The sequence below is a fragment of the Phreatobacter sp. genome (assembly GCF_052440005.1).
In the GTDB taxonomy this organism is placed as follows: domain Bacteria; phylum Pseudomonadota; class Alphaproteobacteria; order Rhizobiales; family Phreatobacteraceae; genus Phreatobacter.
In genome coordinates, this window is record NZ_JBQVQL010000029.1 from 12,857 (window position 1) to 34,985 (window position 22,129).

General features: G+C 70.6%; 21 protein-coding genes. 7 read left to right on the forward strand and 14 right to left on the reverse strand.

Annotation, left to right across the window (positions count from 1 at the left end; genetic code table 11):
• Nucleotides 1-106: 106 nt before the first annotated feature.
• The 9 genes from ACT6XY_RS09355 to ACT6XY_RS09395 all read right to left on the reverse strand — a co-directional run bounded on the left by ACT6XY_RS09355 (nt 107) and on the right by ACT6XY_RS09395 (nt 9,472).
• Nucleotides 107-1,546 (reverse strand): UDP-N-acetylmuramoylalanyl-D-glutamyl-2,6-diaminopimelate--D-alanyl-D-alanine ligase, encoded by a 1,440-nt coding sequence (locus ACT6XY_RS09355; protein WP_444748066.1) that lies wholly within the window; start codon nt 1,544-1,546, stop codon nt 107-109.
• A complete protein-coding gene (locus tag ACT6XY_RS09360; RefSeq protein WP_444748067.1) occupies nt 1,543-3,036 on the reverse strand; it encodes a UDP-N-acetylmuramoyl-L-alanyl-D-glutamate--2,6-diaminopimelate ligase in 1,494 nt (497 codons plus the stop codon). Before ACT6XY_RS09360 ends, ACT6XY_RS09355 begins: the two co-directional genes overlap by 4 nt.
• Nucleotides 3,037-3,104: 68 nt before the next feature.
• Nucleotides 3,105-4,850 carry a peptidoglycan D,D-transpeptidase FtsI family protein gene (locus tag ACT6XY_RS09365; RefSeq protein WP_444748068.1) on the reverse strand — a complete coding sequence of 582 codons (1,746 nt, stop codon included), beginning with the start codon at nt 4,848-4,850 and terminating at the stop codon, nt 3,105-3,107.
• Nucleotides 4,850-5,248: a cell division protein FtsL gene (gene ftsL / locus ACT6XY_RS09370; RefSeq protein WP_444748069.1), complete on the reverse strand. Its 399-nt coding sequence runs from the start codon at nt 5,246-5,248 to the stop codon at nt 4,850-4,852. Before ftsL ends, ACT6XY_RS09365 begins: the two co-directional genes overlap by 1 nt.
• On the reverse strand, nt 5,245-6,222 hold the full coding sequence (rsmH, locus tag ACT6XY_RS09375) for a 16S rRNA (cytosine(1402)-N(4))-methyltransferase RsmH (protein ID WP_444748070.1): 978 nt from the start codon (nt 6,220-6,222) through the stop codon (nt 5,245-5,247). The genes ftsL and rsmH overlap by 4 nt, the downstream gene beginning before the upstream one ends.
• 263 nt (nt 6,223-6,485) lie before the next feature.
• The gene (locus tag ACT6XY_RS09380) at nt 6,486-7,103 is read right to left on the reverse strand and encodes an HdeD family acid-resistance protein (RefSeq protein WP_444748071.1); all 618 of its coding nucleotides are present in this window, start codon (nt 7,101-7,103) and stop codon (nt 6,486-6,488) included.
• 71 nt (nt 7,104-7,174) lie between these two features.
• On the reverse strand, nt 7,175-7,915 hold the full coding sequence (locus tag ACT6XY_RS09385; protein WP_444748072.1) for a M15 family metallopeptidase: 741 nt from the start codon (nt 7,913-7,915) through the stop codon (nt 7,175-7,177).
• Nucleotides 7,916-7,955: 40 nt separating this feature from the next.
• A complete protein-coding gene (locus ACT6XY_RS09390; RefSeq protein WP_444748073.1) occupies nt 7,956-8,747 on the reverse strand; it encodes a peptidoglycan recognition protein family protein in 792 nt (263 codons plus the stop codon).
• A complete protein-coding gene (locus tag ACT6XY_RS09395) occupies nt 8,744-9,472 on the reverse strand; it encodes a TerB family tellurite resistance protein (RefSeq protein ID WP_444748074.1) in 729 nt (242 codons plus the stop codon). Before ACT6XY_RS09395 ends, ACT6XY_RS09390 begins: the two co-directional genes overlap by 4 nt.
• Before the next feature lie 122 nt (nt 9,473-9,594).
• Here ACT6XY_RS09395 and ACT6XY_RS09400 point away from each other — a divergent pair, with 122 nt between their 5' ends.
• Nucleotides 9,595-10,158 carry a DUF4337 domain-containing protein gene (locus ACT6XY_RS09400; RefSeq protein ID WP_444748075.1) on the forward strand — a complete coding sequence of 188 codons (564 nt, stop codon included), beginning with the start codon at nt 9,595-9,597 and terminating at the stop codon, nt 10,156-10,158.
• 13 nt (nt 10,159-10,171) lie between these two features.
• Nucleotides 10,172-10,513, forward strand: a complete 342-nt coding sequence (locus tag ACT6XY_RS09405) for a DHCW motif cupin fold protein (protein WP_444748076.1) — start codon at nt 10,172-10,174, stop codon at nt 10,511-10,513.
• Between the two features lie 9 nt (nt 10,514-10,522).
• On the opposite strand, the gene ACT6XY_RS09410 is transcribed toward ACT6XY_RS09405, so the two are convergent.
• The 4 genes from ACT6XY_RS09410 to ACT6XY_RS09425 form a co-directional block, all read right to left on the reverse strand.
• Complete coding sequence (locus ACT6XY_RS09410) at nt 10,523-11,164, reverse strand: GNAT family N-acetyltransferase (protein WP_444748077.1); 642 nt, start codon at nt 11,162-11,164, stop codon at nt 10,523-10,525.
• On the reverse strand, nt 11,161-12,429 hold the full coding sequence (locus ACT6XY_RS09415) for a M16 family metallopeptidase (RefSeq protein WP_444748078.1): 1,269 nt from the start codon (nt 12,427-12,429) through the stop codon (nt 11,161-11,163). Before ACT6XY_RS09415 ends, ACT6XY_RS09410 begins: the two co-directional genes overlap by 4 nt.
• Nucleotides 12,430-12,497: 68 nt before the next feature.
• Complete coding sequence (locus ACT6XY_RS09420) at nt 12,498-13,424, reverse strand: hypothetical protein (protein ID WP_444748079.1); 927 nt, start codon at nt 13,422-13,424, stop codon at nt 12,498-12,500.
• Between the two features lie 497 nt (nt 13,425-13,921).
• Nucleotides 13,922-15,340, reverse strand: a complete 1,419-nt coding sequence (locus ACT6XY_RS09425) for an amidase (protein ID WP_444748080.1) — start codon at nt 15,338-15,340, stop codon at nt 13,922-13,924.
• Nucleotides 15,341-15,517: 177 nt separating this feature from the next.
• On the opposite strand from ACT6XY_RS09425, the gene ACT6XY_RS09430 reads away from it, so the two are divergent.
• The 5 genes from ACT6XY_RS09430 to ACT6XY_RS09450 all read left to right on the forward strand — a co-directional run bounded on the left by ACT6XY_RS09430 (nt 15,518) and on the right by ACT6XY_RS09450 (nt 20,272).
• Nucleotides 15,518-16,186, forward strand: a complete 669-nt coding sequence (locus ACT6XY_RS09430; protein ID WP_444748081.1) for a GNAT family N-acetyltransferase — start codon at nt 15,518-15,520, stop codon at nt 16,184-16,186.
• A gap of 101 nt (nt 16,187-16,287) precedes the next feature.
• The gene (locus ACT6XY_RS09435; RefSeq protein ID WP_444748082.1) at nt 16,288-17,670 is read left to right on the forward strand and encodes an aminotransferase; all 1,383 of its coding nucleotides are present in this window, start codon (nt 16,288-16,290) and stop codon (nt 17,668-17,670) included.
• Nucleotides 17,671-17,787: 117 nt separating this feature from the next.
• Nucleotides 17,788-18,780, forward strand: a complete 993-nt coding sequence (locus ACT6XY_RS09440; RefSeq protein ID WP_444748083.1) for a flagellar motor protein MotA — start codon at nt 17,788-17,790, stop codon at nt 18,778-18,780.
• The gene (locus ACT6XY_RS09445) at nt 18,780-19,808 is read left to right on the forward strand and encodes a peptidoglycan -binding protein (protein ID WP_444748084.1); all 1,029 of its coding nucleotides are present in this window, start codon (nt 18,780-18,782) and stop codon (nt 19,806-19,808) included. The genes ACT6XY_RS09440 and ACT6XY_RS09445 overlap by 1 nt, the downstream gene beginning before the upstream one ends.
• The gene (locus ACT6XY_RS09450; RefSeq protein ID WP_444748085.1) at nt 19,805-20,272 is read left to right on the forward strand and encodes a GNAT family N-acetyltransferase; all 468 of its coding nucleotides are present in this window, start codon (nt 19,805-19,807) and stop codon (nt 20,270-20,272) included. The genes ACT6XY_RS09445 and ACT6XY_RS09450 overlap by 4 nt, the downstream gene beginning before the upstream one ends.
• Here ACT6XY_RS09450 and ACT6XY_RS09455 read toward each other — a convergent pair.
• Nucleotides 20,229-22,049 (reverse strand): ABC transporter transmembrane domain-containing protein, encoded by a 1,821-nt coding sequence (locus tag ACT6XY_RS09455; protein ID WP_444748086.1) that lies wholly within the window; start codon nt 22,047-22,049, stop codon nt 20,229-20,231. The two genes, ACT6XY_RS09450 and ACT6XY_RS09455, sit on opposite strands and share 44 nt — an antisense overlap.
• Nucleotides 22,050-22,129 lie beyond the last annotated feature (80 nt).

Sequence of the window (22,129 nt, forward strand, 5' to 3'; positions counted from 1 at the left end):
CGTCGCGCCGCGAAGCCGGCAAGCGAATCACCACCGCCGCCCCCGGTGTGGTTCATGTCGATATGCCCTGCCGCGCGGCGGACGCAAAGTCCGCCGCCGCGACCGTTCAGGCCACGCCCTGGTGCTCGTCGGCGGGAACCGGCGGGAACCGGCGTTTCAGCGCCTCGACCACGGGCGCCATGAGGCTGCCGCGCGAGCCCTTGACCATGGCGACGTCGCCCGCCCTGAGGGCCCGCATCACCAGGGGTTCGAGCTCGGCCGAGGTCGCGGTCCAGGCGCCGCGCCGGTGCGGCGGCAGCACCTTCCACAGGTTGTCCATCAGCGGGCCGGAGCAGAAGACGAGGTCGATGCCGGCCTTGTCGAGCGGTTCGGCGAGGCCGGCGTGGAGGGCCGCCCCCTCGGGCCCGAGTTCCAGCATGTCGCCGAGCACGGCGATGCGGCGGCCCTCCGGACCCTTCGGCGCGGTGCCGAGCACGGCGATCGCCGCCCGTACCGAGACCGGATTGGCGTTGTAGCTCTCGTCGAGGAGCGTGAAGGAGCCGGAGGCGAGCCGCCGCTGGGTGCGCTCGCCGCGCCCGGCCACGGCCCGCGTCTCGCCGAGCGTCAGGGCGGCGACGGCGAGGTCGGCGCCGGCGAGCTTCGCCGCGGCGAGGACGGCGAGGGAGTTCATGGCGAGGTGGCGGCCGGGGGAGCCGAGCTTGTAGGTGACGTCGGTCTCCATCACCCGGGCATAGACGGTGGAGCAGTCGGCGGCGAGGACGACGCGCAGCAGGCGCACGTCCGCCTCCTCGTGCTCGCCGAAGCTGACGATGGTCTCGATGCCGGCGGCGCGCGCCGCGCGGGCGAGGCGCTCGAAATGACGGCTGTCGCGCGGCAGGACCGCCGCGCCTCCGTGCTCGACGCCCGCGAAGATCTCCGCCTTGGCATCGGCGATGGCTTCGATCGTGCCGAGGTTCTCGATGTGGACGGCCTCGATGTTGGTGATGACGGCGATGTCGGGCTTCACCATCCGCGTCAGTGGCGTGATCTCGCCGGCATGGTTCATGCCGATCTCGAAGACGCCGAACTGGCTGCCCGCCGGCATGCGCGAGAGCGTCAGAGGCACGCCGATATGGTTGTTGAAGCTCTTCGGCGGAGCGTGGGTGCGCCCTTCGCGTGAGAGGACGTGGGCGAGCGCCTCCTTGGTGGAGGTCTTGCCGATGGAGCCGGTCACCGCGAGGATTTTCGCGGCCGTGCGGGAGCGGGCGACGGTGCCGGCCTTCTCCAGCGCCTTCAGCGGGTCGGCGACGACCAGGTAAGCGCCGGGAGGGGCGGCCTGAGCCCATTCCTGCGAGACCACGGCGACCGCCGCGCCCTTGTCGAGCGCCGCCTGAACGAAGGCGTGGCCGTCATGGGCGTGGCCCTTGATGGCGACATAGGCTTCGCCCGCGGCGAGGGTGCGGGTGTCGATGGACAGGTCGGTGACGGTGGCGGCCGGCGCGCCGACGAGGCGGCCGCCCATGGCACGCGCCAGCGCTTCGGTGGTCCACAGAGGCTGCTGGCTCATGCGGCCGGCCCTTTCACGGCGGAGGAGGTGGAGAATTCGCGGATCGCCGCAGCAGCGACGTCGTGGTCGGAGAAAGGAAGCGTGACGGAGCCGACGATCTGACCGGTCTCGTGGCCCTTGCCGGCGATGACGAGGAGGTCGCCGGCCTTGAGATCGCGGACGGCGGCGCGGATCGCCTCGGCGCGGTCGCCGATCTCCTCGGCGCCAGGGGCCGCGGCCATGATGGCGGCGCGGATGGCGGCCGGATCCTCGGAGCGCGGATTGTCATCGGTGACGATGACGCGGTCGGCCTTCTCCACGGCGATGCGGCCCATCATCGGCCGCTTGCCGGGATCGCGGTCGCCGCCGCAGCCGACCACGACGACGAGGCGTCCCGCGGCGAAGGGACGGGCGGCGTCGAGGACCGTCTCCAGGGCGCCGGGCTTGTGGGCATAGTCGACGACAACGGGCGCGCCGTCCTTGGCGCCGACGAATTCGAGCCGGCCCTTCGCTCCCTCGAGCCCGGAGAGGGCGGCGAAGGCGCGCGCGGGGGCGACGCCGCAGCCGATGGCGAGGCCCGCGGCGAGAAGGGCGTTGTCGACCTGGAAGCGGCCGAGGAGCGGAATGCGGATGGCTTGGCGGGCGCCGAAGGCCGCGATCTCGACCCTCTGCGCCGCGCCGTCGATGACCTCGGAGAGGATGGCGATACCCTCTGCCGCCAGCGCGGGGTCACGACCGATGACGATGAGCTTCTGGCCGCGCGCCCGCGCCGCTGCGATGAAGGGCGCGCCTTCCTCGCCCGCCATTACGACGGCGGTGCCGCCAGGCGGCAGCAGGTCGGTGAAGAGGCGGAGCTTGGCGGCCCGGTAGGCCTCGAACGTGTGGTGATAGTCGAGGTGGTCGCGGGAGAGGTTGGTGAAGCCGGCCGCCTGGATGCGCACGCCGTCGAGGCGGTGCTGGTCAAGCCCGTGCGAGGAGGCCTCGAAGGCGACGTGGGTGACGCCCTCCCCGGCGAGGGTGTCGAGGATCTCGTGCAGCGTCATCGGGTCGGGCGTGGTGAGCCCGCCATAGACGTCGCCCGAGGGGCGGACCACGCCGACCGTGCCGATGGACGCGGCGGGATGGCCCTCGGCCGCGAAGATCTGCCGCAGGAAGGCGGCAACGGAGGTCTTGCCGGACGTGCCGGTGACGGCGGCGATGGTGCCGGGCTGGCGCGGATGGAAGCGGCTCGCGGCAAGCGCCAGGCTCAAGCGGGCATTGGCGACGGTGACGACGGGGACGCCCGCGACCTCGGCCGGCGCATCCCCCCTGTCGGTGACGATGGCGGCGGCTCCTGCCGCGGCGGCGGCCGGCGCATAGGCCAGCCCGTCGGTCTTCTCGCCCTTCAGCGCGAAGAAGAGGGTGCCGGCCGCGACCGCCCGGCTATCGGCGGTGACGCCGGATACCGCGAGGGCCGCGAGCCCCGGGGGCGTGTCCTCGGCAAGCAGGGCTTTCAGGGTGAGGGACGGCATGGGGGCGGCGTTCCAGATTCACGGACATCAGCGGCAGGCACTGTGGCGGAGATGGGGCAACGCCGCCCTCAGCGCCCCGGCATCCGGTAGCCCGCCTGGATGGCCTGCATGGCCGGCGGCATGTCGAAGCGCGGCTGCAGCCCGAGGAGCGGCGCGGACCTCGCGATGACCCGGCCGGCGGTGGGCGCGGCGTTGAAGCCGGCGGTGGCGAGGCCGTGGGTCTCCGGGATGCCGCGCGGCTCGTCGAGCATGACGAGCAGGAGGTAGCGCGGCTGGTCGGCGGGGAAGATCGCCATGAAGGAGTTGAGCTGCTTGTCCTTGGAATAGCGGCCGCCGATGACCTTCTCCGACGTGCCGGTCTTGCCGCCGACATAGAAGCCTTCGACTTCGGCGCGGCGGCCCGAGCCGCGCTCCGAATTGAGCCGCATCAGGAAGCGCATTGCCTGGGAAGTCTCCGGACGGATGACCTGACGGGCGACGGCGTTGGCCTCCTCCGGAGTGCGGCGGAGGAAGGTCGGCTGGATCAGCCGGCCGCCGTTGACGAGAGCCGCAGTGCCCATCACCGCCTGGAGCGGGGCGACCGACATGCCGTGGCCGAAGGAGACGGTGGCCGCGGTGATGTCGGCCCAGCGGCGCGGCACGAGCGGGGCGGTGGAGGGGCCGATCTCGGTGACGACGCGGTCGAACTGGCCGAGGCGACGCAGGAAGGCGCGCTGGTGCTCGCCGCCGAGGGTCAGCGCCATGCGGCTGGTGCCGATGTTGGAGGAATAGGTGAAGACCTCGGGCAGGGTCAGCACGCGGCGCTGGGCGTGGAAGTCCTTCACCTGGTGGCGGCCGACCGCCATGGGGAAGCGGGCGTCGAGGGTGGAGTTGATGGTGAAGCGGCCCGAATCCAGCGCCATGGCGGTGGTCAGCGACTTCATCACCGAGCCCATCTCGTAGACGCCGGTGGTGATGCGGTTGGCGCGGTCGAAGCCGGCGGCGGTCGAGGGCCGGTTCGGGTCGTAGTCGGGGATCGAGGCGAGCGCGAGGATCTCGCCCGTATTGACGTCGACGATGACGCCGGCCGCCGCCTTGGCGCGGAACTTCTGGTGCGCCTGGACGAGCTCGTCGCGCAGCACGTGCTGGACGCGCAGGTCGATGGAGAGCTGCACGGCCGCCTGGTTGCGGTCGGTGACGAAGCCGGCGCGGTGCAGCTCGGCGAGACCCTGGTTGTCGATGTAGCGCTCGATGCCGCCGAGACCCTGGTTATCCACGTTCACCATGCCGAGGACGTGCGAGAGAGTCGCGCCGTTCGGATAGGTGCGCTTGGCCTCGCGCAGGAAGCCGACCCCGGGAATGCCGAGGCGGTGGATCTGGTCGCGCTGGGTGGGCGTGATCTCGCGGCGCAGCCAGACGAAGCCTTTGCCGGAACGCAGGCGCTCGCGCACCTCGCGCTGGTCGAGGTCCGGCAGCACGGCGGTCAGGAGCTCGGTCGCCTCGTCGACGTCGAAGCTGGCGGCGAGCTTCTTCGGCTCGGCGTAGAGCGAGATGGCGCGCACGTCGGTGGCGAGCACCTCGCCGTTGCGGTCGAGGATGTCAGGCCGGGTCGAGGAGACCGCCTCGGCGCTGCGCACGCCGGACTGGGCCGAACGGTCGTAGCGCACGACATAGAGGACGAGGCTGACCGCGATGACGGCATAGAGCGCGCCGAAGCCGAGCATGGCGAGGCGCACGCGGGACTTCGCCTTCTTCAGCCGCTCGGACTGCGGGCCGGCGAGGACCCAGGCAAGGGCGTGGCGGACACGCATGAGGAAGGAGGGCCGTGGGGACATCAGCGGCCTCCGGCCGGGCGGCGTTGCGGCAGCGGCATGCCGGGGACCGACCCGGTCACCACGGGATCGGCGCCGGAGCCGAGGGCCTCCAGCATGGAGCCGATCGGATCGGGATCGACGAAGGGCTTGTCGGGAAGGCCCGCGAGATCGTGCAACTGGTTGATGGCCAGGGGGCGCAGCCTCAGATGCTTCTCGGCCAGCGCCTGCAGACGGTCGGGGCTGTTGAGCTGGGCCCACTGGGCCTTCAGCGCGGCGATGGTCTCGCGCTCGCGCTTGATCTCGAGCTGGAGCCTGGCAACCTGCTCGGCGTGGCGGGTCGCCTCGTATTTGATGCGGTAGACATAGGCCGCCGCGACGATGAGCGCCGCCACCACGACGATGTTGAGGAGGCGCATCATGAGCGGGTCCTCGGGCTGGCGGCGGTGCGCTCGGCGGCGCGCAGCTTGGCAGAGCGGGCGCGCGGGTTGGCGCGGCTCTCGGCCTCGGAGGCCGCCACCGCCTTGCGCGTGATCAGGGTGAAGGTCGGCTCGGGCGGGCGGCTCGCCGGAGCGTGGCGCGAGCCGGCGGGGCTCCTGCCGGAGCGTTCGACGAGGAACTGCTTGACGATGCGGTCTTCCAGCGAATGGAAGGTGACGACGGCGAGGCGTCCGCCGGGCTTCAGCACCCGCTCGGCGGCATCGAGCGCCGCTTCCAGCTCGCCGAGCTCGTCGTTCACGGCGATGCGCAGCGCCTGGAAGGTGCGGGTCGCAGGATGGATGTCGCCGGGCTTGGAGCGCACGACGCGGGCGACGATGTCGGCCAGCCGACGGGTGGTGACGATCGGCTCGACGGCACGCTCGCGCACGATGGCCTTGGCGATGGGACGCGACAGACGCTCCTCGCCATTGGTGTAGATGAGGTTGGCGAGCGCCGTCTCTTCGAGCCTGGCGACGAGGTCGGCGGCGCTCTCGCCCTCCCGGCCCATGCGCATGTCGAGGGGGCCGTCGAAGCGGAAGGAGAAGCCGCGCTCGGCCTCGTCGATCTGCATGGAGGAGACGCCGATGTCGAGGACGACGCCGTCGACGGTCTGATGGCCGCATTCCTCCGCGACGGCATCGAGGCGGGCGAAGCGGTCGTGGACGAGGGCCAGACGGCCGGCGAAGGCGTCCACCATCGCAGCGCCGCCGGCGATGGCGGTGGGATCGCGGTCGATGGCGACGACGCGGGTGTCGGCGGCCTCGAGCAGGGCGCGGGTGTAGCCGCCGGCCCCGAAGGTGCCGTCGATGATGACCTGGCCGTCGGCGGGGGACAGCGCGGCAACGACCTCGGCCAGCAGCACGGGCACGTGCCGGGACGTATCGCCCGTGCCTCCCATGCCGCCTAGAGCCGTCATGCCGATCCTCCCGCGCGCCGCGCCGACGGAGCGAGACCGGCGGTCGGACGGGCGGCAGTCCCGCGCCGACCATGCGCGCGGTGCGCGCGTCGGGTGCGTGGGGATCGGCGGCTCGCTGCGGACCGGCATGGCATCACGGGCGTCGGTGACGATCACGGCCCGCCGGGCCTGTCCGCGGGCCTCGTGTCGTCAACGCCTCATTAACGCGAGCGGCCGTTAAGAAACGGTTTCCGGCAAGGATTTGGTGACCATGCCGGCCGCGATCAGGCGACCGGCTTGGGATGCACGCCGTCGAAGGTGGAGCGGATGGCGCGGGCGAGGAAAACGTAGGACCAGCCCTGGAAGATCAGCTCCACGGCGAGGAAGGTGCCGAGCACCCAGGGCGCGGCCTGCGGCAGTTGCACGAAGATGAACAGGCCGAGCAGCAGGGAGATCATGCCGGAGGCGAGCACCCAGCCCCAGACTACGAGCGGGCGCATGTGGAACGCCGTGATGATTCGCAGCAGGCCGACGGCCACGAGCATGGTGGCGCAGACCAGCGTCAGGGCGACGACGGCCTGGAGCGGGTTGTAGAAAACCAGCGCGCCGGTGGCGATGTAGAGCAGACCGATGGCGATCATCGCCAGCCGGCTCTGCCAGCCCTCGCGGCGGAAGGAATCGAAGAGCAGCACGCCGCCGGCGACCAGCATCATCGCGCCGAATGACAGGGTGCTCACCACGGTGAAGAGGTTGGCCGCGACGAGGCCGAACAGGCCGAGGGCGATGAGCGCGATGCCGGCGCCCATCAGCCAGCCCCAGTTGCGACGGAGCGGCACGAGATGCGCCCCGAGCGAGTGGCCGGTGCGGCCGGTTTCGGAAGTGGCGGTTCGGACGTCGGTCATGGGTCAGCCTCCAGTAGCCCTCCAACAATGCAGCCGGGGCGCCGGCGTTCCCCGTCGTCGACCGTATCAGGTCACCTCTGCCCCCGCCGCATGACGGGAAAGTCGAAGCTGCGTCCGGGAAATGGCTCGGACACGAGCTGGAAGTGCCACCATTCCTTGGCATAGGCGCGGAAGCCATTGCGCTGCATCAGGGCGGCCAGCATGGCGCGGTTGGCGGCGGCCTCGCGGCCGATGCCGGGGGCGCGCACATGCGCGCGCGGATCGAAGCAGTCGTAGGACGTGCCGAAATCGAGCACGCCGTCGTCGAAGCGCTGGCCGGTCGCCGCGGTGCAGGCGCCGGTAGCGTACCCCGGCATCGCGCCGGCGCGGGCGATGCCGAGATCGACGGTCGAGCCGCGGGAATGGGTGGAGCGCGCGGAGAGATAGCCGTCGAGGGAGAGGCGGGCCTTGTCGACGGCCGGGTAGAAAATCGCCTTCATCCGCTGGTCGGCGGCATCGCGCGTCCAGGTCATCATGTCGGCGACCGCCCCGGCGGGCCGGTAGCAGTCCCAGACGACGAGGGTGAGCCCGCGCGGCGCGATCTCCGCCTGCGCGCGGGAGAGCGCCTCGGCGGCGCGGCGGGTGAGGATGCATTCGCCGGCGAGGTAGAAGGCGACGGGACGGCCGAGGAAGTTGCGCGCGCCGGCATAGCGGATGTCCTGGCGGATGGTCGGCGCGACGTCGGCAAGATGGACGAAGCCTTCCGGCAGGCCGGTCTGGGCCGCCGCCGGCAGGGGCACGATGAGGGCAGCGAGGAGGAGGGCGAGGCGCATGGCGCGAGCCTCCCGCGCGCGGCGCGCCCTGGCAAGCCGGTCAACGCGCGGCGAGGAGGTCCCGCAACGTCCTGAGCGTCGAGGCGTCGGCGATGCCGTCCACCTTCTCCTGCCGCCAGTGACGCTGGAAGGCGGTCACGACCGCCTCGGTCGCAGCGTCGAAGACGCCGGTCACCTGGAGCCCGTAGCCGGCCATTCCGAGAAGTGCCTGCAGCGCCTGGACCGGGGGGCCCTCCTCGCCGCGGCGATAGGTCGGGCCGGGCTGGAGCGGGGCCGGCGGCACCCACAGGCCGACGCCCTCTTCCGCGAGGCGCGCCCAGGGGAAGAGCTCGCCGGGATCCTGCTTGCGGCCCGGCGCCGTGTCGGAATGGGCGAGGACCCCCATGGGCGCGATGGCATGGCGGGTGAGAATGTCGCGCGAGAGGTTCACCACCGCGGCGACCTGCTCCTCGGGGAAGGGCCGGTAGCCGAATTCGTGGCCGGGATTGACGATCTCGATGCCGATGGACCGGGAGTTGACGTCCTCCCTCCCCTGCCATGAGCCGGCGCCCGCGTGCCAGGCGCGGCGGCCCTCGGCGACGCACTGGACGATCTCGCCGTCCTCGAAGACGACGTAGTGGGCCGACACCCTCGGCGGGTTCGGATCGCAGAGCCGGTGGAGCGCGGCCATGCCGTCCCGCATGCCGGTGTAGTGCATCATCAGGATGTCGACGGCCGCGCGGCGCTCGTCGTGGTTCGGCGAGAGCGCGAGGCCGTTCGCCCAGGGCGAATCGGGCCGCTCCAGCGGGCCGACGTCGTGATGGTGGTGGTCGTGGTCGCAGGACCCGGTCATGCGAAGCCCCTCGCCCGGCGCAACACGTCGTAGGCCTCGTTGATGGCGGCCATCTTGCCCGTGGCGATGGCGACGAACTCTGCCGGCACGCCGCGGCCGATGAGGCGGTCCGGATGATACTGGTGCACGAGGGCACGCCAGGCCTGCTTGATCTCGCCGTCGGCGGCATCCGGCGCGATGCCGAGAACGCGGTAGGGATCGCGCGGTCCGGCGACGACGTGGCGTGCCTCGATGCGGGCGAAGGCGGCCTCCGACACGCCGAAGATGGCGGCGACCTCGGCGAGATAGGAGCGCTCGTCGGCATGGACGGCGCCGTCGGCCGTGGCGATGCCGAAGAGGCCGTCGACCAGATCCTCCAACGTGTCCGGCTCGTCCTTCAGGAGCTGGGCGAGCTGGCGAGCATAGGCGTCGAAGCCGGCGGTGCTCTGCTTAGCGAGGTCGAAGAGGCGGGAGACGTGAGCCTCGTCCTCCGGCGCCACCGACACGAGACGGCGGAAGGCGGCGACTTCGTCGCGCGTCACCACGCCGTCCGCCTTGGCCATCTTGGCGGCGAGGGCGATGAGGCCGATGGTAAAGACCACCGACTGCAGCGGCGGCCCCTGCTCGGGGGCGAGAAGGCCCTCGTCGACGATGAAATGGCCGGCGAGCGCGCCCAGCAGCGCGCCGATCGGCCCGCCCAGCATGAAGCCCGCGGCGGCCCCCGCCAGTTTTCCCCAGATGGTCATGAGGGCTGTCTTAATCGGTTCACCGCCATTCGGCAAAAGTGCGGTCGCGCTCAGGGCCTCTTGCGCCGGAACGCCGCACGGGGCAAAGCCTCGCGAGCGCCCTTCCCTTGAGGAATCACCCCATGTCCGGCCACGGCCACATCGACCCGTCGAACAAGAAGATCGCCCTGCTGATCGCCGTCCTCGCCCTCTTCCTGGCGCTCGCCGAGACCGCCGCGAAGAGTTCGCAGACCGACGCGCTGAACGCCAACGTGGAGGCCTCGAACCTCTGGGCCTTCTTCCAGGCGAAGACCATCCGCATGACGGCGGTGACGACGGCCGCCGAGGACATGACGATCACCCGCAACGCGGTGACCGACGAGGCCGCCAAGGCCGCCATGACCCGGCAGATCGAGACCTGGCAGGGCCGCGCCGCCCGCTGGGACAACGAGCCCGAGACCAACGAGGGCCGGCGCCAGCTCTCCGCCCGCGCCCAGGCGGCCGAGAAGAAGCGGGACGTCTCCTACAAGCGCTACCACGACTTCGAGATCTCCTCGGCCGCCTTCCAGATCGCCATCGTGCTGGCCTCTGCCGCCGTGGTGACGGGCGCCATGGCGCTGGCCTGGCTCGCCGGCGGGCTCGGCATCGTCGGCATCGCCTTCTCGGCCATCGGGCTCCTGAAGCCGGGCCTCATCCACCTGTTCTGATCCGGGCCGCCCCATGAAGATGTCCGACATCCCCTTCGGCACGGTGGACTGGTCCACCGTGGAACCGACACGCCACGCGGGCGAGGTGGGCGAGGCGCTGTGGCGCACGCGGCATTTCGGTCCCGAGGGCAACGCCATCCGCGTGCGCATGGTGGAATACTCGGCCGGCTACGTGTCGGACCACTGGTGCTCGAAAGGCCATGTCCTGTTCTGCCTCGAGGGCGAACTCGAGACGACGCTGGAGGACGGCCGGGTCTTCGTCCTGACGCCCGGCATGAGCTACCAGGTGGCGGACGGCGCCGAGGCGCACCGGTCGCAGGCGCCGAAGGGCGCGAAGCTCTTCATCGTCGACTGAGGCACGGGCTCAGCCGAGCCGGTCGCCCTGGACGAAGGCATAGAGCGCGTGGTCGGTCCACGTGCCGTTGATGCAGAGATATTGCCGGGCGAGCCCCTCGCGGGTGAAGCCGACGCGCTCCAGCAGCCCGACCGAGGCGGCGTTCTGCGGCACGCAGGCCGCCTCCATGCGGCGGAAGCCGAGCACGCCGAAAGCATAGGGGATGACCGCCCGGACGCCGGCGCTCATGTAGCCCTGGCCGGCGAAGGCCTCGCCCATCCAGTAGCCGAGCGAAACGGTCTGGGCGACCCCGCGACGCACGTTGGTGAGAGTCAGGCCGCCGACGAGGGCGCCGTCGTCCTTGCGGTGGAGGAAGAAGGCGTAGCCCTGGTCGTCGCGCCAGTCCTGCCGGTAGCGGGCAATGCGGCGGCGGAAGGCGGTGCGGGTGAGGTCGTCCGGCGGCCAGGCGGGTTCCCACGGCACCAGGAAGCGGCGGCTCGCCTCGCGCAGCCGCGCCCAGGCGTCGTAATCGCCCATGTCGGGCATGCGCAGGCTCACCTTCGGCCCGACCACCGGCTCCGGCGCGGCATAGGCCAGCCCCACCGCCCGCAACAGGGAGAGGGGCCGACCCGGGGGCAAGCGGCGGATGGGGGCCTTGGGCGTGGGGTTCATGTCGAGCGGAATTGTTCGGCCAGCTTCCGCACCTTGTCCAGCCCGCGCTTGGGCCCGATGGCGGCAAAGGTCATGGGCGAGGAGCGCACCAGCCTTGCGCCCGCCGCGCGGGCGTCCTCGACGGTGACGGCGTCGATCTTCGCCGCGATCTCCTCGAGGTCGAGCGTGCGGCCGAACACCAGCACCTGCCGCGCCATCTGGTCGGTTCGCGAGGAGGAGCTTTCGAGCGCGCCGAGGAGGCCGACCTTCATCTGCGCCTTGGCGCGGCCCACCTCGGCCTCGCTCGCCCCGTCCACGGTGGCGTTGAGCACATCCATGGTGAGGTTGAAGAGGTCGACGGCATCGGCCGGATCGGTGCCGGCGGAGATGCCGAAGACGCCGGTGTCACTGTAGGACCAGTGGAAGGAGTGGATCTCGTAGCAGAGCCCCCTGTCCTCGCGCACGTCCTGGAAAAGGCGCGACGACAGCCCGCCGCCGAGCAGATTGTTGAAGACACCCACGGCGTAGATGTCTGGATCGCGGTAGCTCATCCCCTCGAAACCGAAGACGAGATTGGTCTGTTCCAGCGGCCGGGCAATGGTGGTCGCGCCGCCCTGGTAGCGGGCGCCCTCGCAGGCGGGCGGCGCCTCCTGCGGCAGGGTCTCGAAGGCGCGGGCGATGGCGTCGACGACGCGGTCGTGATCGACGGCGCCGGCCGCGGCCACCACGGCGCGCGGGGCGGCATAGGAGCGGCCCATATAGGCGCGCAGCTTGTCAGGGGTCGCGGCGCGCACCGCCTGCGGCGTGCCGAGAATGGTGCGGCCCAGCGGCTGGCCCGGATAGGCCTCGGCGATGAAATGGTCGACGACGACGTCGTCGGGATCGTCCTCGGCGGCGCCGATCTCCTGGACGATGACGTTCTTCTCCTTCACCAGCTCCGCCGGATGAAACTGCGGGTCGGTGAGGATGTCGGAGAGGATGTCGATGGCGACCGGCAGGTCCTCGCCCAGCACCTTCGCGTAGTAGGAGGTGTTCTCGGAGGCGGTGGCGGCGTTGAGGTCGCCGCCGACGGCCTCGATCTCCTCGGCAAGGCCGCGCGGCGTGCGCCTGGTCGTGCCCTTGAACGCCATGTGCTCGAGCAGGTGGCTGATGCCGTGCTCGTCGGGCCGCTCGTCGCGGCCGCCGACGCCGAAAGTCACCTGGATCGAGGCAGTCTTCAGATGGGGCATGGCGTCCGTCACGACCGTCAGGCCGGAGGGAAGCGTCGTCGTTCGGGTGGTTGTCATCAGCGCCGGGGTCACTGCCGCCGGGATCATCCCGCGGTCCTTGAGCCGGTGAACATAGTCACGCGCGGTCAGAACCGGAAGCCACCGGAGATCATGATCCTCCGGGAGATGATCCAGTTCTCGGAGCGCAGCGAGGCCTGGCCGACGGTCGCGGGTACGCCGCCGGTGCCGCCGCCGCCCGCCGTGACGAGCGTCTGGCCGGCGAGGGTCTGCGTCAGGTTCTGCGAGGGCGAGAAGACCGCCTCCACCTCGCCGTCCACGCGCACGAAGGCGCGCCCGACGGGCACCTCGACGCCGGCGCCGAAGACGGCCGAGGGCAGCCAGCGGCCGGTGCGGCTCGCCACCCGTCCGCCGGAGGTGCAGGAGACCGGCGGCCCGACCGTGCAGGAGCGCGATCCCGTGGCGTCGAAATCGACCTGTTCGGAGAGCCGCGCCATGCCGAGGCCGGCCTTCACGAAGGGCATGAAGCCGGAGAAGGCATAGCCCCAGCGGCCGGTGACCGCGAGGCCGCTGTCGATGCTGGCGCGGTAGGTGCCGGAGGCCGTGTTGGTGTAGGGCGCAAGGCCGGGAATGGCGACCACGCTCGACCCGCCGAGGCGGCCCGTGCCGGCCTCGCGGCCGAGCCGCCCGCGCAGCTCGACGCCGGAGATCCAGCCCTGGCCGGCGCCGAAGTTCCAGCCGGCGAGAACGTGGGCGGTGAGGCCCGAAAGCCCCGCGGAGGTGCGACAGCCCGATCCGCCTCCGAGCGCGACGGGCCCGAGATAGGGCACATTCGTGCCCGGGCAGGCGAAGCCGTCGACGAGGCTGAAGTCGCGGTGGGCGGGCAGGCCGTAGCCGAAACCGCCGGCGACGTAGAAGCCGCCGAAGCCGCGGTTGGCGGCGGCGACCGCGTCGAAATCGGGGATGGCGGAATGGCGCACGTCCTGCGCCGCGGCGCCCGCGGCAGCGAGCACGGTCCCGACCACGACGACGAGCCGCAAGGCGTGGCGAACCACGGCCGTCTCCTCCACCCGACGCGACCCGGTTCATGTTTAACACGGGGTGGACGGGGGAGCGCGAAAACCGCGCATGAGGGTGGATGGTCCGTTAACGGTGGGGTGGCGGGCTTTCAGGAAGACCCCGCCCTCACCTCCTTGGCCGTCGGAATGGGCTCCACCTTTACCTCTCCCCGGCGGGGAGAGGTCGCCGAGCGTCAAGCGAGGCGGGTGAGGGGGATAGCGATCGACGAGAAGGACGAGCCCCCCTCACCCGGCCTTCGGCCGACCTCTCCCCGCCGGGGAGAGGTGAAGAGGCGTCCTCGTCCAACAGGCACAGGAACCTCCACCGTCATGCCCGGCCTCGTGCCGGGCATCCACGACTTGTCCTGAGACCGCGGTGTTCAAGTCGTGGATGGCCGGGACGAGCCCGGCCATGACGGATGGGGCGGTGCTCCACCTCTCCCGCGCGGGGCGGTGCCCTACCCGCCGATAGAGGAAAGGCTCAACCCCCGCCCTCAGCCCCTGGGATCGACCGGCCTCACCGAACCGACGCCGAGGATGTCCTCCATGATCTTGGCGCCCGCCAGAACGCGGTCCTCGCCATGGGGCCGGGCGGCGATCTGCAGGCCGATCGGGCGGCCGTCCTTCGTGAAGCCGCAGGGCAGCGACAGGGCGGGGCAGGAGACCGTCGTCAGCGCATAGGCGATGGAGAGCCACTGCACGTAGTCGGGGAAGGTGAAGCCGTCGCATTCGGCGACATAGCGCTGCTCGACCGGATAGGCGGCGACGATGGTGGCAGGGGTGAGCAGCAGGTCGTAGCGGTCGAAGAAGGCGAGCGTCCGCCTGAGCATGGTCTGGCGCTGCGCCTCGGCGCGCGTCAGCTCGTCCATGGTCAGCTTCAGGCCCTTCTCGATGTTCCAGATGACCTCCGGCTTTAGCTTGTCGCGGTGGGTCTTGAGGAGCTCGAACTTGGTGGTGGCGAAGGCATAGGCGCGGAGCGTCCCAAAGCACTCGTGCACCTCGGAGAAGTCGGGATGGGCCTCCTCGACGATGACGCCGGCCTCCTTGAAGCGCTTCGCCGCGGCTTCCGTGATGGCGCGCACCTCCGGGTCCACCGGGGTGATGCCGAGGTCGGGCGACCAGGCGACGCGCCTCGGCTTCCACGGACCCTTGAGGATGGAGCGGAAGCTCTTCTTCGGCGCGGGCAGCGAGCGCGGGTCGCGGTGGTCGTCGCCGCTCATGGCGTCGAGCAGCAGGGCGAGGTCGGTCACCGTGCGGGCCATCGGGCCCTCGACGCCGAGCGTCGCGTCGATCTTGGTGCCGGGCGTGGCGGCGACGCGGCCCGGCGAGGGGCGCATGCCGACGATGCCGCAGAAGCTCGCGGGGTTGCGCAGGGAGCCGCCCATGTCGGAGCCGTGGGCGAGCCAGGCCATGCCGGTGGCGAGCGCCACAGCTGCGCCGCCCGACGAGCCGGCCGCCGACAGCTTGGTGTTGTAGGGGTTCACCGTCGCGCCGAAGACCTCGTTGAAGGTGTTGGCGCCGGCGCCGAACTCCGGCGTGTTGGACTTGGCGTAGACGACGCCGCCCTGGGCCTCGAGATGCTCGACGAGGATGTTGGAGGCCTCCGGCACGAAGTCCTTGAAGATGGGCGAGCCTTGCGTCGACAGGACGCCGGCGACGTCGGTGAGGTCCTTGATCGGCACCGGCATGCCCTGCAGCAGGCCCCTGCCCTCCTTCGGCTTCTTCATCAGCGCGCGGGCGTGCTTGCGAGCCCGGTCGAAGCAGAGCGTCGGCAGGGCATTGACCTTGCCGTCCACGGCCTTGATGCGCTTCTCCAGCGTGTCGAGGAGATCGATGGGCGTCACCTCCCCCGCCTTCAGCAGCTTGACGATGTCGGTAGCGCTCTTCTCGATCAGCGACAGATCGGCGGCCATGGCATGTCCCCTCGGGTCCTCGAATGCGGCGGGCACGGTGGCATTGCCTGAGGCACCGCGGCAACCCGGCGGGCTGCCTTCGCGTCATGCGCCGGGCGAATGGGTCGGGCCGGCAGCTAGGAAGGCGCGGGGTGGCTGCGCTAAGAGGAACGGACCGCAACACCATCCGGGACGACAATGGCAGCCGAGGACCGCGACGCAGAGGGCACTCTGGACGCCGAGCCGCAGGTGCGGGTGCGCCATCTCAACAAGCGCGACCTCAACCGCACCTGGGAGTTCATCAAGGCGGTGTTCCGCGAGGTCAACCGCTCGACGGTGGAGTACCAGCGGCCGAAGTCGAAGAAGCGCTTCCTGGAGGTCTTCGACGAGAAGGGCATCGAGCAATTGCTCTTCGTCATCCGCGCCGGCGGCAAGGAGCGGATCGTCGGCTATGCCGAATGCGCGCTGACCATCATCGGCACCGACAACTGGATGAACGAGCGCTACTTCCGCGCCCGCGACATGCGCCCGCTCTTCGTGGAGGAGCTGGCGGTGGACCCGGAGTTCCAGGGCCGCGGCCTCGGCACCTTCGTGCTGGAGCAGCTCGAACATCTCGCCAAGCTCCGCGGCTGCACCCACCTCGTGCTGGAGGTGGCGGAGAACAACGAGAACGCCCTGAAGTTCTATCGCGGGCGGTCCTTCACCAAGCTGGACGCGGCCATCTTCCTCGCCAAGACGGTGGTGAGCGACCCGGAGATCCTGCCGCCGCGGCGGCTGAAGCGGCGCGAGCCGAAGGCGCGCGCGACGGCCCAGCCGGGGGCGGTCACCGCGCCGTCCGAGCCGAAGGACATGCCGCCCGAGGGCTAGGTTCCCATTGTAGCAGGGGCTGTTCTTTTGCGAGCCTGTCCTGCTTTGACAGGCCGCCCGCCGATCGGGTTCACTCCGCCATCCCCGCTTCGGAGGCCGCCATGGCTTTGACCAACCTGCAGGTCCGCGACCTGGAAACCGTCCTTCATCCCTATACGAACCAGGCGACGATCCGCGACACCGGCACGCTGGTCCTGGAGCGGGCCAAGGGCATCTACGTCTACGACGTGGACGGCAAGCCCTATATCGAGGGCATGGCGGGCCTGTGGTGCACGGCGCTCGGCTACGGCAACGAGGAGCTCGCCGAGACCGCCTACCAGCAGATGAAGAAGCTCTCCTTCACCCATCTGTTCGGCGGCAAGAGCCACGACCCCGCCATCGAGCTCGCCGAGAAGCTGAAGGAGAAGGCGCCGGTGCCGATCTCCAAGGTGTTCTTCGTCTGCTCCGGCTCGGAGGCCAACGACAGCCAGATCAAGATGGTCTGGTACATGAACAACGCGCTGGGCCGCCCGCAGAAGAAGAAGATCATCTCCCGCATCAAGGGCTATCACGGCGTCACCATCGCCTCGGCCTCGCTGACGGGCCTGCCGGCCAACCACACCGACTTCGACCTGCCGATTTCCGGCATCCTGCACACGTCCTGCCCGCACCACTACCGCTTCGGCCTGGAGGGCGAGACCGAGGAGGAGTTCGCCACGCGCTGCGCCCAGGACCTCGAGGACATGATCCTGCGCGAGGGACCGGAGACGGTCGCCGCCTTCATCGCCGAGCCGGTGATGGGCGCCGGCGGCGTCATCGTGCCGCCGAAGGGCTACTTCGAGAAGATCATGGCGGTGTGCCAGCGCTACGACGTCTACATGATCGCCGACGAGGTGATCTGCGGCTTCGGGCGCCTCGGCGAATGGTTCGGCTCCTCGGTGCTCGGCTACAAGCCGAACGCCATCTCGGTGGCCAAGGCGCTGACCTCGGCCTACATGCCGGTGGGCGCAGTGATGATCCCCGAGGAGATGTATCAGGCGACCATCATCGAATCGAAGAAGACGGGCACGTTCGGCCACGGCTTCACCTATTCGGGCCACCCGGTCGGCGCGGCGGTGGCGCTGAAGACCCTCGAGATCTACGAGCGCGACGGCATCATCACCAAGGCGGCGGCCAAGGCGCCGCAGTTCCAGGCGCATCTGAGGGCGCTCGCCGACCATCCGCTGGTGGGCGAGGCGCGCGGCGTCGGCCTCGTCGGGGCGCTGGAAATGGTCGCCCACAAGCCGACCAAGAAGGCCTTCGAGCCCAAGGCCGGCCTCGGCGCCTATGCCACCATGGTGGCGCAGGAGGAGGGCCTGATCATCCGCAATCTCGGCGACTCCCTCGCCGTGTGCCCGCCGCTGATCATCACGCCGGAGGAGATCGACGACCTCTTCGACAGGGTGGCGCGTACCCTCGACCGCACCCTCGACAAGGCGAAGGCGGAGGGCCTCCTCGGCGCCTGAGCGGGCCGGGCCGGCAGCGCAGGCGGGGCGGCGTCATGGAACTGACGCAAGGTCCGCTTCATTTCTGGGTCCGGTAGGGTTAGCCTGCCGGAACCCGCAACAATTCGATGAGTGCCGATGGCCCGCGAACTCGATCCCTTCAAGGTCTCGTCCCCGCGGATCTTCCTGTTCCGCATGCTGGTGTTCCTGGCGCTGGTCGGCCTCATCGTGTTCGTGCTGCAGCGTGAAGTGCAGACCGCCTTCATGGCCAATCCCGGCCTCAACGGCGTCATCGTCGCCGTCGGCCTCATCGGCGTGGTCCTGTCGTTCCGGCAGGTGATCCGCCTCTTTCGCGAGGCGCGCTGGGTCAACACCTTCCGCCTCGCCGATCCCGGCATCGCGGTCGAGAAGCCGCCGGTGCTGCTGGCACCCATGGCGACCATGCTCGGCGCCCGCAGCGGCCAGATGGCGATCTCGACGGTCACCATGCGCTCGCTGCTGGATTCGCTCGCCACCCGCCTCGACGAGGGGCGCGAACTCGCCCGGTACCTGACGGGCCTCCTCGTCTTCCTCGGCCTGCTCGGCACGTTCTGGGGCCTGATCGAGACGGTGACCTCGGTCGGCCGGGTCATCAACAGCCTGTCCAACCAGGGCGAACTCGGCACCATCTTCGAGGACATGAAGCGCGGCCTCGCCGAGCCGCTGGGCGGCATGGGCATCGCCTTCTCGTCCTCGCTCTTCGGCCTCGCCGGCTCGCTCGTTCTCGGCTTCCTCGACCTCCAGGCCAGCCAGGCGCAGAACCGCTTCTACACCGAGGTGGAGGACTGGCTCTCCTCCACCGTGCAGGACATGGCGGTGATCAGCCCCTCGGCCGAGGGCGGCGCCCCGCAGGTGAGCGTCGCCGACCTGCAGCGCGCCTTCGACAAGCTGCGCGAGGCGCTGGGCGAGGGTTCGTCCAGCCAGCGCGCCAGCGCCGCCATGGCCAACCTCGCCGAGGGCATCCAGGGCCTCGTCACGCACATGCGCTCCGAGCAGCAGGTGGTGCGTGACTGGATGCAGGCGCAGTCCGCCGACCAGAAGGAGCTCCGGCGCCTGCTCGAACAGGTTCTGCGCGAGCGGGGACCGGTCTGATGGCGCTGTCGCGGTCGCGCCGCGGCGAGCGCGGGATCGACTACTGGCCGGGCTTCGTCGACGCGCTGTCGACCTTCCTGCTGGCGATCATCTTCATGCTTTCCGTCTTCATGCTGGCGCAGTATTTCCTGTCGCGCGACATCGCCGGCAAGGACGACGCCATGGTGCGTCTGCAGCGGCAGATCGCCGAACTCGGCGAGCTGCTGCAGCTCGAACGCGGCCAGCGCCAGACGCTGCAGGAGGGCCTTGCCGCCATCACGGCGACGCTCGGCACTTCTGATGCCGAGCGGCGACGCCTGCAGGGCCTGCTGGAGGACGCGCAGGGCCAGGCGGGTGCCCAGGTGGGCCGGGCGACCTCGCTGGAGCAGCAGCTCGCCCAGCAGCGCCAGACGGCGCAGGCGGCCCTTTCGCAGATCGAACTCCTCAACCAGCAGATCACGGCGCTGCGCCGGCAGCTCGCCTCGCTGGAGGAGGCGCTGGGCGCCAGCGAGGCCCGCGACCGCGACGCGCAGACACGCATCACCGATCTCGGGCGCCGGCTGAACCTCGCGCTTGCGCAGCGCGTGCAGGAGCTGTCGCGCTACCGGTCCGAGTTCTTCGGCCGCCTGCGCGAGATCCTCGCCGAGCGCTCGGACATCCGCGTCGTCGGCGACCGCTTCGTCTTCGGCTCGGAGGTCTTCTTCGGATCGAGCCAGGCTGAACTGGAGCCCGGCGGCCGCGCCGAACTCGACAAGCTTGCGGCGGCCATGATCCAGCTCGAGAAGGACATCCCGAGCGACATTCCCTGGGTGCTGCGGGTCGACGGCCATACCGACGCGCGGCCGATGCAGGGCGGGCGATTCCGCTCCAACTGGGAGCTGTCGGCCTCGCGCTCCATCGCCGTGGTGCAGTACCTCATCTCGAAGGGCATCGCGCCGCAGCGACTGGTGGCCGCCGGCTTCGGCGAGTTCCAGCCCATCGACCAGGGCGAGGGCCCCGAGGCGCTCGCCCGCAACCGGCGCATCGAGCTGCGCCTGACGGACCGGTGACGGTCCGCATCGTGCCCTGCCAGCCCGCCCTCAAGCCGGCGCTGGCCGACCTCTGGGTAGCGGCCTGGGGGCGGGCCTATCCGATCTACGACTTCGAGACGCGGCGGGGCTGGCTCCTCGACCGTATCGCGGTGATGGAGACGGACGGCACGGCTATCCTGGTCGCGCTCGATAGCGAGACCCCTGCCGGCTTCGTGACGGTGCATCCTGACACGGGCTGGGTCGACCAGATGCTGGTCGGCATCGCCCACCAGGGCCGGGGGGTCGCCGACGCGCTGATGGCGGCCGCCAAGCGGCATCGCCCGGCGGGTCTCACCCTCGATGTCAATGCGGACAATGCCCGCGCCATCGCCTTCTACCGGCGGCAGGGCTTCGTGCGGACCGGCGGCCGCGTCAACGAGCAGGGCCGCCCCATCGACCTCATGGCGTGGGCGCCAGCCTCGCCGCCCCGTCCGCCGTCTTGAACTGAAGCTCGGCGAGGCGCGCGTAGAGCCCGCCGGCCGCCACGAGGGAAGCGTGGGTGCCCTGTTCGACGATCCGCCCCTCATCCATGACGAGGATGCGGTCGCAGTCGAGCACGGTGGCGAGGCGATGGGCGATGACGAGGGTGGTGCGACCCGTCATCAGCCGCGACAACGCTTCCTGGACCAGCGTCTCACTCTCCGCGTCCAGCGCCGAGGTCGCCTCGTCCAGCAGCAGCAGGGGCGCGTCGCGCAGGATGGCGCGGGCGATGGCGATGCGCTGGCGCTGGCCGCCGGAGAGCGTCACGCCGCGCTCGCCGATGAGGCTGGCATAGCCCTCCGGCATGCGGGCGATGAACTCCTCGGCATGGGCCATGCGGGCGGCGGCGGCCACCTCCTCATCGGTGGCGCCGGGCCGGCCATAGCGGATGTTCTCGGCCACCGACGCAGCGAAGATGGCGACGTCCTGCGGCACGAGCGCGATGCGCGAGCGCAGGGCCACGGGGTCCGTCTCCGCGACCGGCACGCCGTCGAAGCGGACGACGCCGCCCTGCGGGTCGTAGAAGCGCTGGACGAGGGCGAAGAGCGTCGACTTGCCGGAGCCGGAGGGACCGACGAGCGCCACGCGCTCACCGGCCTTCACCTCGAAGGTGACGTCGTCGATGATGCGCGTCTCCGGCCGGGTGGGATAGGCGAAGCGAACCGCGACGAAGGCAACCTCGCCGCGGGCGGGCTCGGGCAGCGCCAGCGGCTTCTCCGGCGCCTTGATGTCCGGGGTCACCGCGAGGATCTCGCCGAGCCGCTCGGCGGAGCCCGCCGCCTGGCTGACCTCGCTCCACACCTCGGAGAGCTGCGACAGCGAGCTTGCGGCGAAGACGGCATAGAGGACGAACTGCGACAGGCGGCCGCCGCTGATGGTGCCGGCCAGCACCTGCTGCGCGCCGGCCCAGAGCACGGCCACGACGCTGGCGAAGACGAGGAAGATGATGACGGCGGTGAGGACGGCGCGGGCGCGGTTGGCGCCGCGGGCGCCCTCGTAGGCGTCCTCCGCTGCTTCCGAGAAGCGCCGGGTGACCGTCGCCTCGGCCGTGAAGGACTGCATGGTGCGCACGGCCTGGATGTTCTCGCTCGCATAGGCGGAAGCGGCGGCGAGCCGGTCCTGGGCGGCGCGGGAGCGGCGGCGGACGTTGCGGCCGAAGGCGACCAGCGGCAGGACGAGGAAGGGGATGGCGCCCACCACGTAGAGGGAGAGCTGCGGCGAGGTGATCACCATCATGGCGACGGCGCCGGCGAACATGATGATGTTGCGCAGGGCCATGGAGACGGAGACCCCGAGGGCCGACTTCAGCTGCGTCGTGTCGGCGGTGAGGCGCGAGACCAGCTCGCCGGTGCGGGCGGTGTCGAAGAAGGAGGGCGACAGCGTCGCCAGGTGGTTGAAGACGCTGGTGCGGATGTCGGCGACGACGCGCTCGCCGATGGTCGTCACCAGGTAGAAGCGCGCCGCGGAGGCCACTGCCAGGACGGCGGCGATGACGACGAGCATGCCGAAATACTGGGTGATCATGCCGTCGGCGGTGAAGCCGAAATCGATCATGCGGCGGATGGCGAGCGGCACGGCGAGGGTGGCGAGCGAGGCGACGAGCAGCGCGACGCCGGCGCCGGCGAGCATGCCGGGATGGCGCAGCATGAAGGGCATGAACTGCAGCAGCGGGCGGAACTTCGGGCGGCGCGGTGGCGCTGCGGCGGCGGGGCCCCCGCTCAGTGTGTCGACCGTGGACATGAATGACGGACTCGTCTTCCCGTTGCTGTTGATCGAACCCAGGTCTTCGCTTGAAAAGACGGCCGAGTTCCTTTAATAGC

Coding starts and splice junctions, on each gene's coding strand:
- ACT6XY_RS09405 (WP_444748076.1), top strand. CDS start 10,172: ATGAAGATGTCCGACATCCCCTTCGGCACGGTGGACTGGTCCACCGTG.
- ACT6XY_RS09395 (WP_444748074.1), bottom strand. CDS start 9,472: ATGACCATCTGGGGAAAACTGGCGGGGGCCGCCGCGGGCTTCATGCTG.
- ACT6XY_RS09380 (WP_444748071.1), bottom strand. CDS start 7,103: ATGACCGACGTCCGAACCGCCACTTCCGAAACCGGCCGCACCGGCCAC.
- ftsL (WP_444748069.1), bottom strand. CDS start 5,248: ATGATGCGCCTCCTCAACATCGTCGTGGTGGCGGCGCTCATCGTCGCG.
- ACT6XY_RS09455 (WP_444748086.1), bottom strand. CDS start 22,049: ATGTCCACGGTCGACACACTGAGCGGGGGCCCCGCCGCCGCAGCGCCA.
- ACT6XY_RS09365 (WP_444748068.1), bottom strand. CDS start 4,850: ATGTCCCCACGGCCCTCCTTCCTCATGCGTGTCCGCCACGCCCTTGCC.
- ACT6XY_RS09385 (WP_444748072.1), bottom strand. CDS start 7,915: ATGCGCCTCGCCCTCCTCCTCGCTGCCCTCATCGTGCCCCTGCCGGCG.
- ACT6XY_RS09445 (WP_444748084.1), top strand. CDS start 18,780: ATGGCGCTGTCGCGGTCGCGCCGCGGCGAGCGCGGGATCGACTACTGG.
- rsmH (WP_444748070.1), bottom strand. CDS start 6,222: ATGACGGCTCTAGGCGGCATGGGAGGCACGGGCGATACGTCCCGGCAC.
- ACT6XY_RS09400 (WP_444748075.1), top strand. CDS start 9,595: ATGTCCGGCCACGGCCACATCGACCCGTCGAACAAGAAGATCGCCCTG.
- ACT6XY_RS09435 (WP_444748082.1), top strand. CDS start 16,288: ATGGCTTTGACCAACCTGCAGGTCCGCGACCTGGAAACCGTCCTTCAT.
- ACT6XY_RS09430 (WP_444748081.1), top strand. CDS start 15,518: ATGGCAGCCGAGGACCGCGACGCAGAGGGCACTCTGGACGCCGAGCCG.
- ACT6XY_RS09410 (WP_444748077.1), bottom strand. CDS start 11,164: ATGAACCCCACGCCCAAGGCCCCCATCCGCCGCTTGCCCCCGGGTCGG.
- ACT6XY_RS09425 (WP_444748080.1), bottom strand. CDS start 15,340: ATGGCCGCCGATCTGTCGCTGATCGAGAAGAGCGCTACCGACATCGTC.
- ACT6XY_RS09360 (WP_444748067.1), bottom strand. CDS start 3,036: ATGCCGTCCCTCACCCTGAAAGCCCTGCTTGCCGAGGACACGCCCCCG.
- ACT6XY_RS09390 (WP_444748073.1), bottom strand. CDS start 8,747: ATGACCGGGTCCTGCGACCACGACCACCACCATCACGACGTCGGCCCG.
- ACT6XY_RS09440 (WP_444748083.1), top strand. CDS start 17,788: ATGGCCCGCGAACTCGATCCCTTCAAGGTCTCGTCCCCGCGGATCTTC.
- ACT6XY_RS09355 (WP_444748066.1), bottom strand. CDS start 1,546: ATGAGCCAGCAGCCTCTGTGGACCACCGAAGCGCTGGCGCGTGCCATG.
- ACT6XY_RS09415 (WP_444748078.1), bottom strand. CDS start 12,429: ATGACAACCACCCGAACGACGACGCTTCCCTCCGGCCTGACGGTCGTG.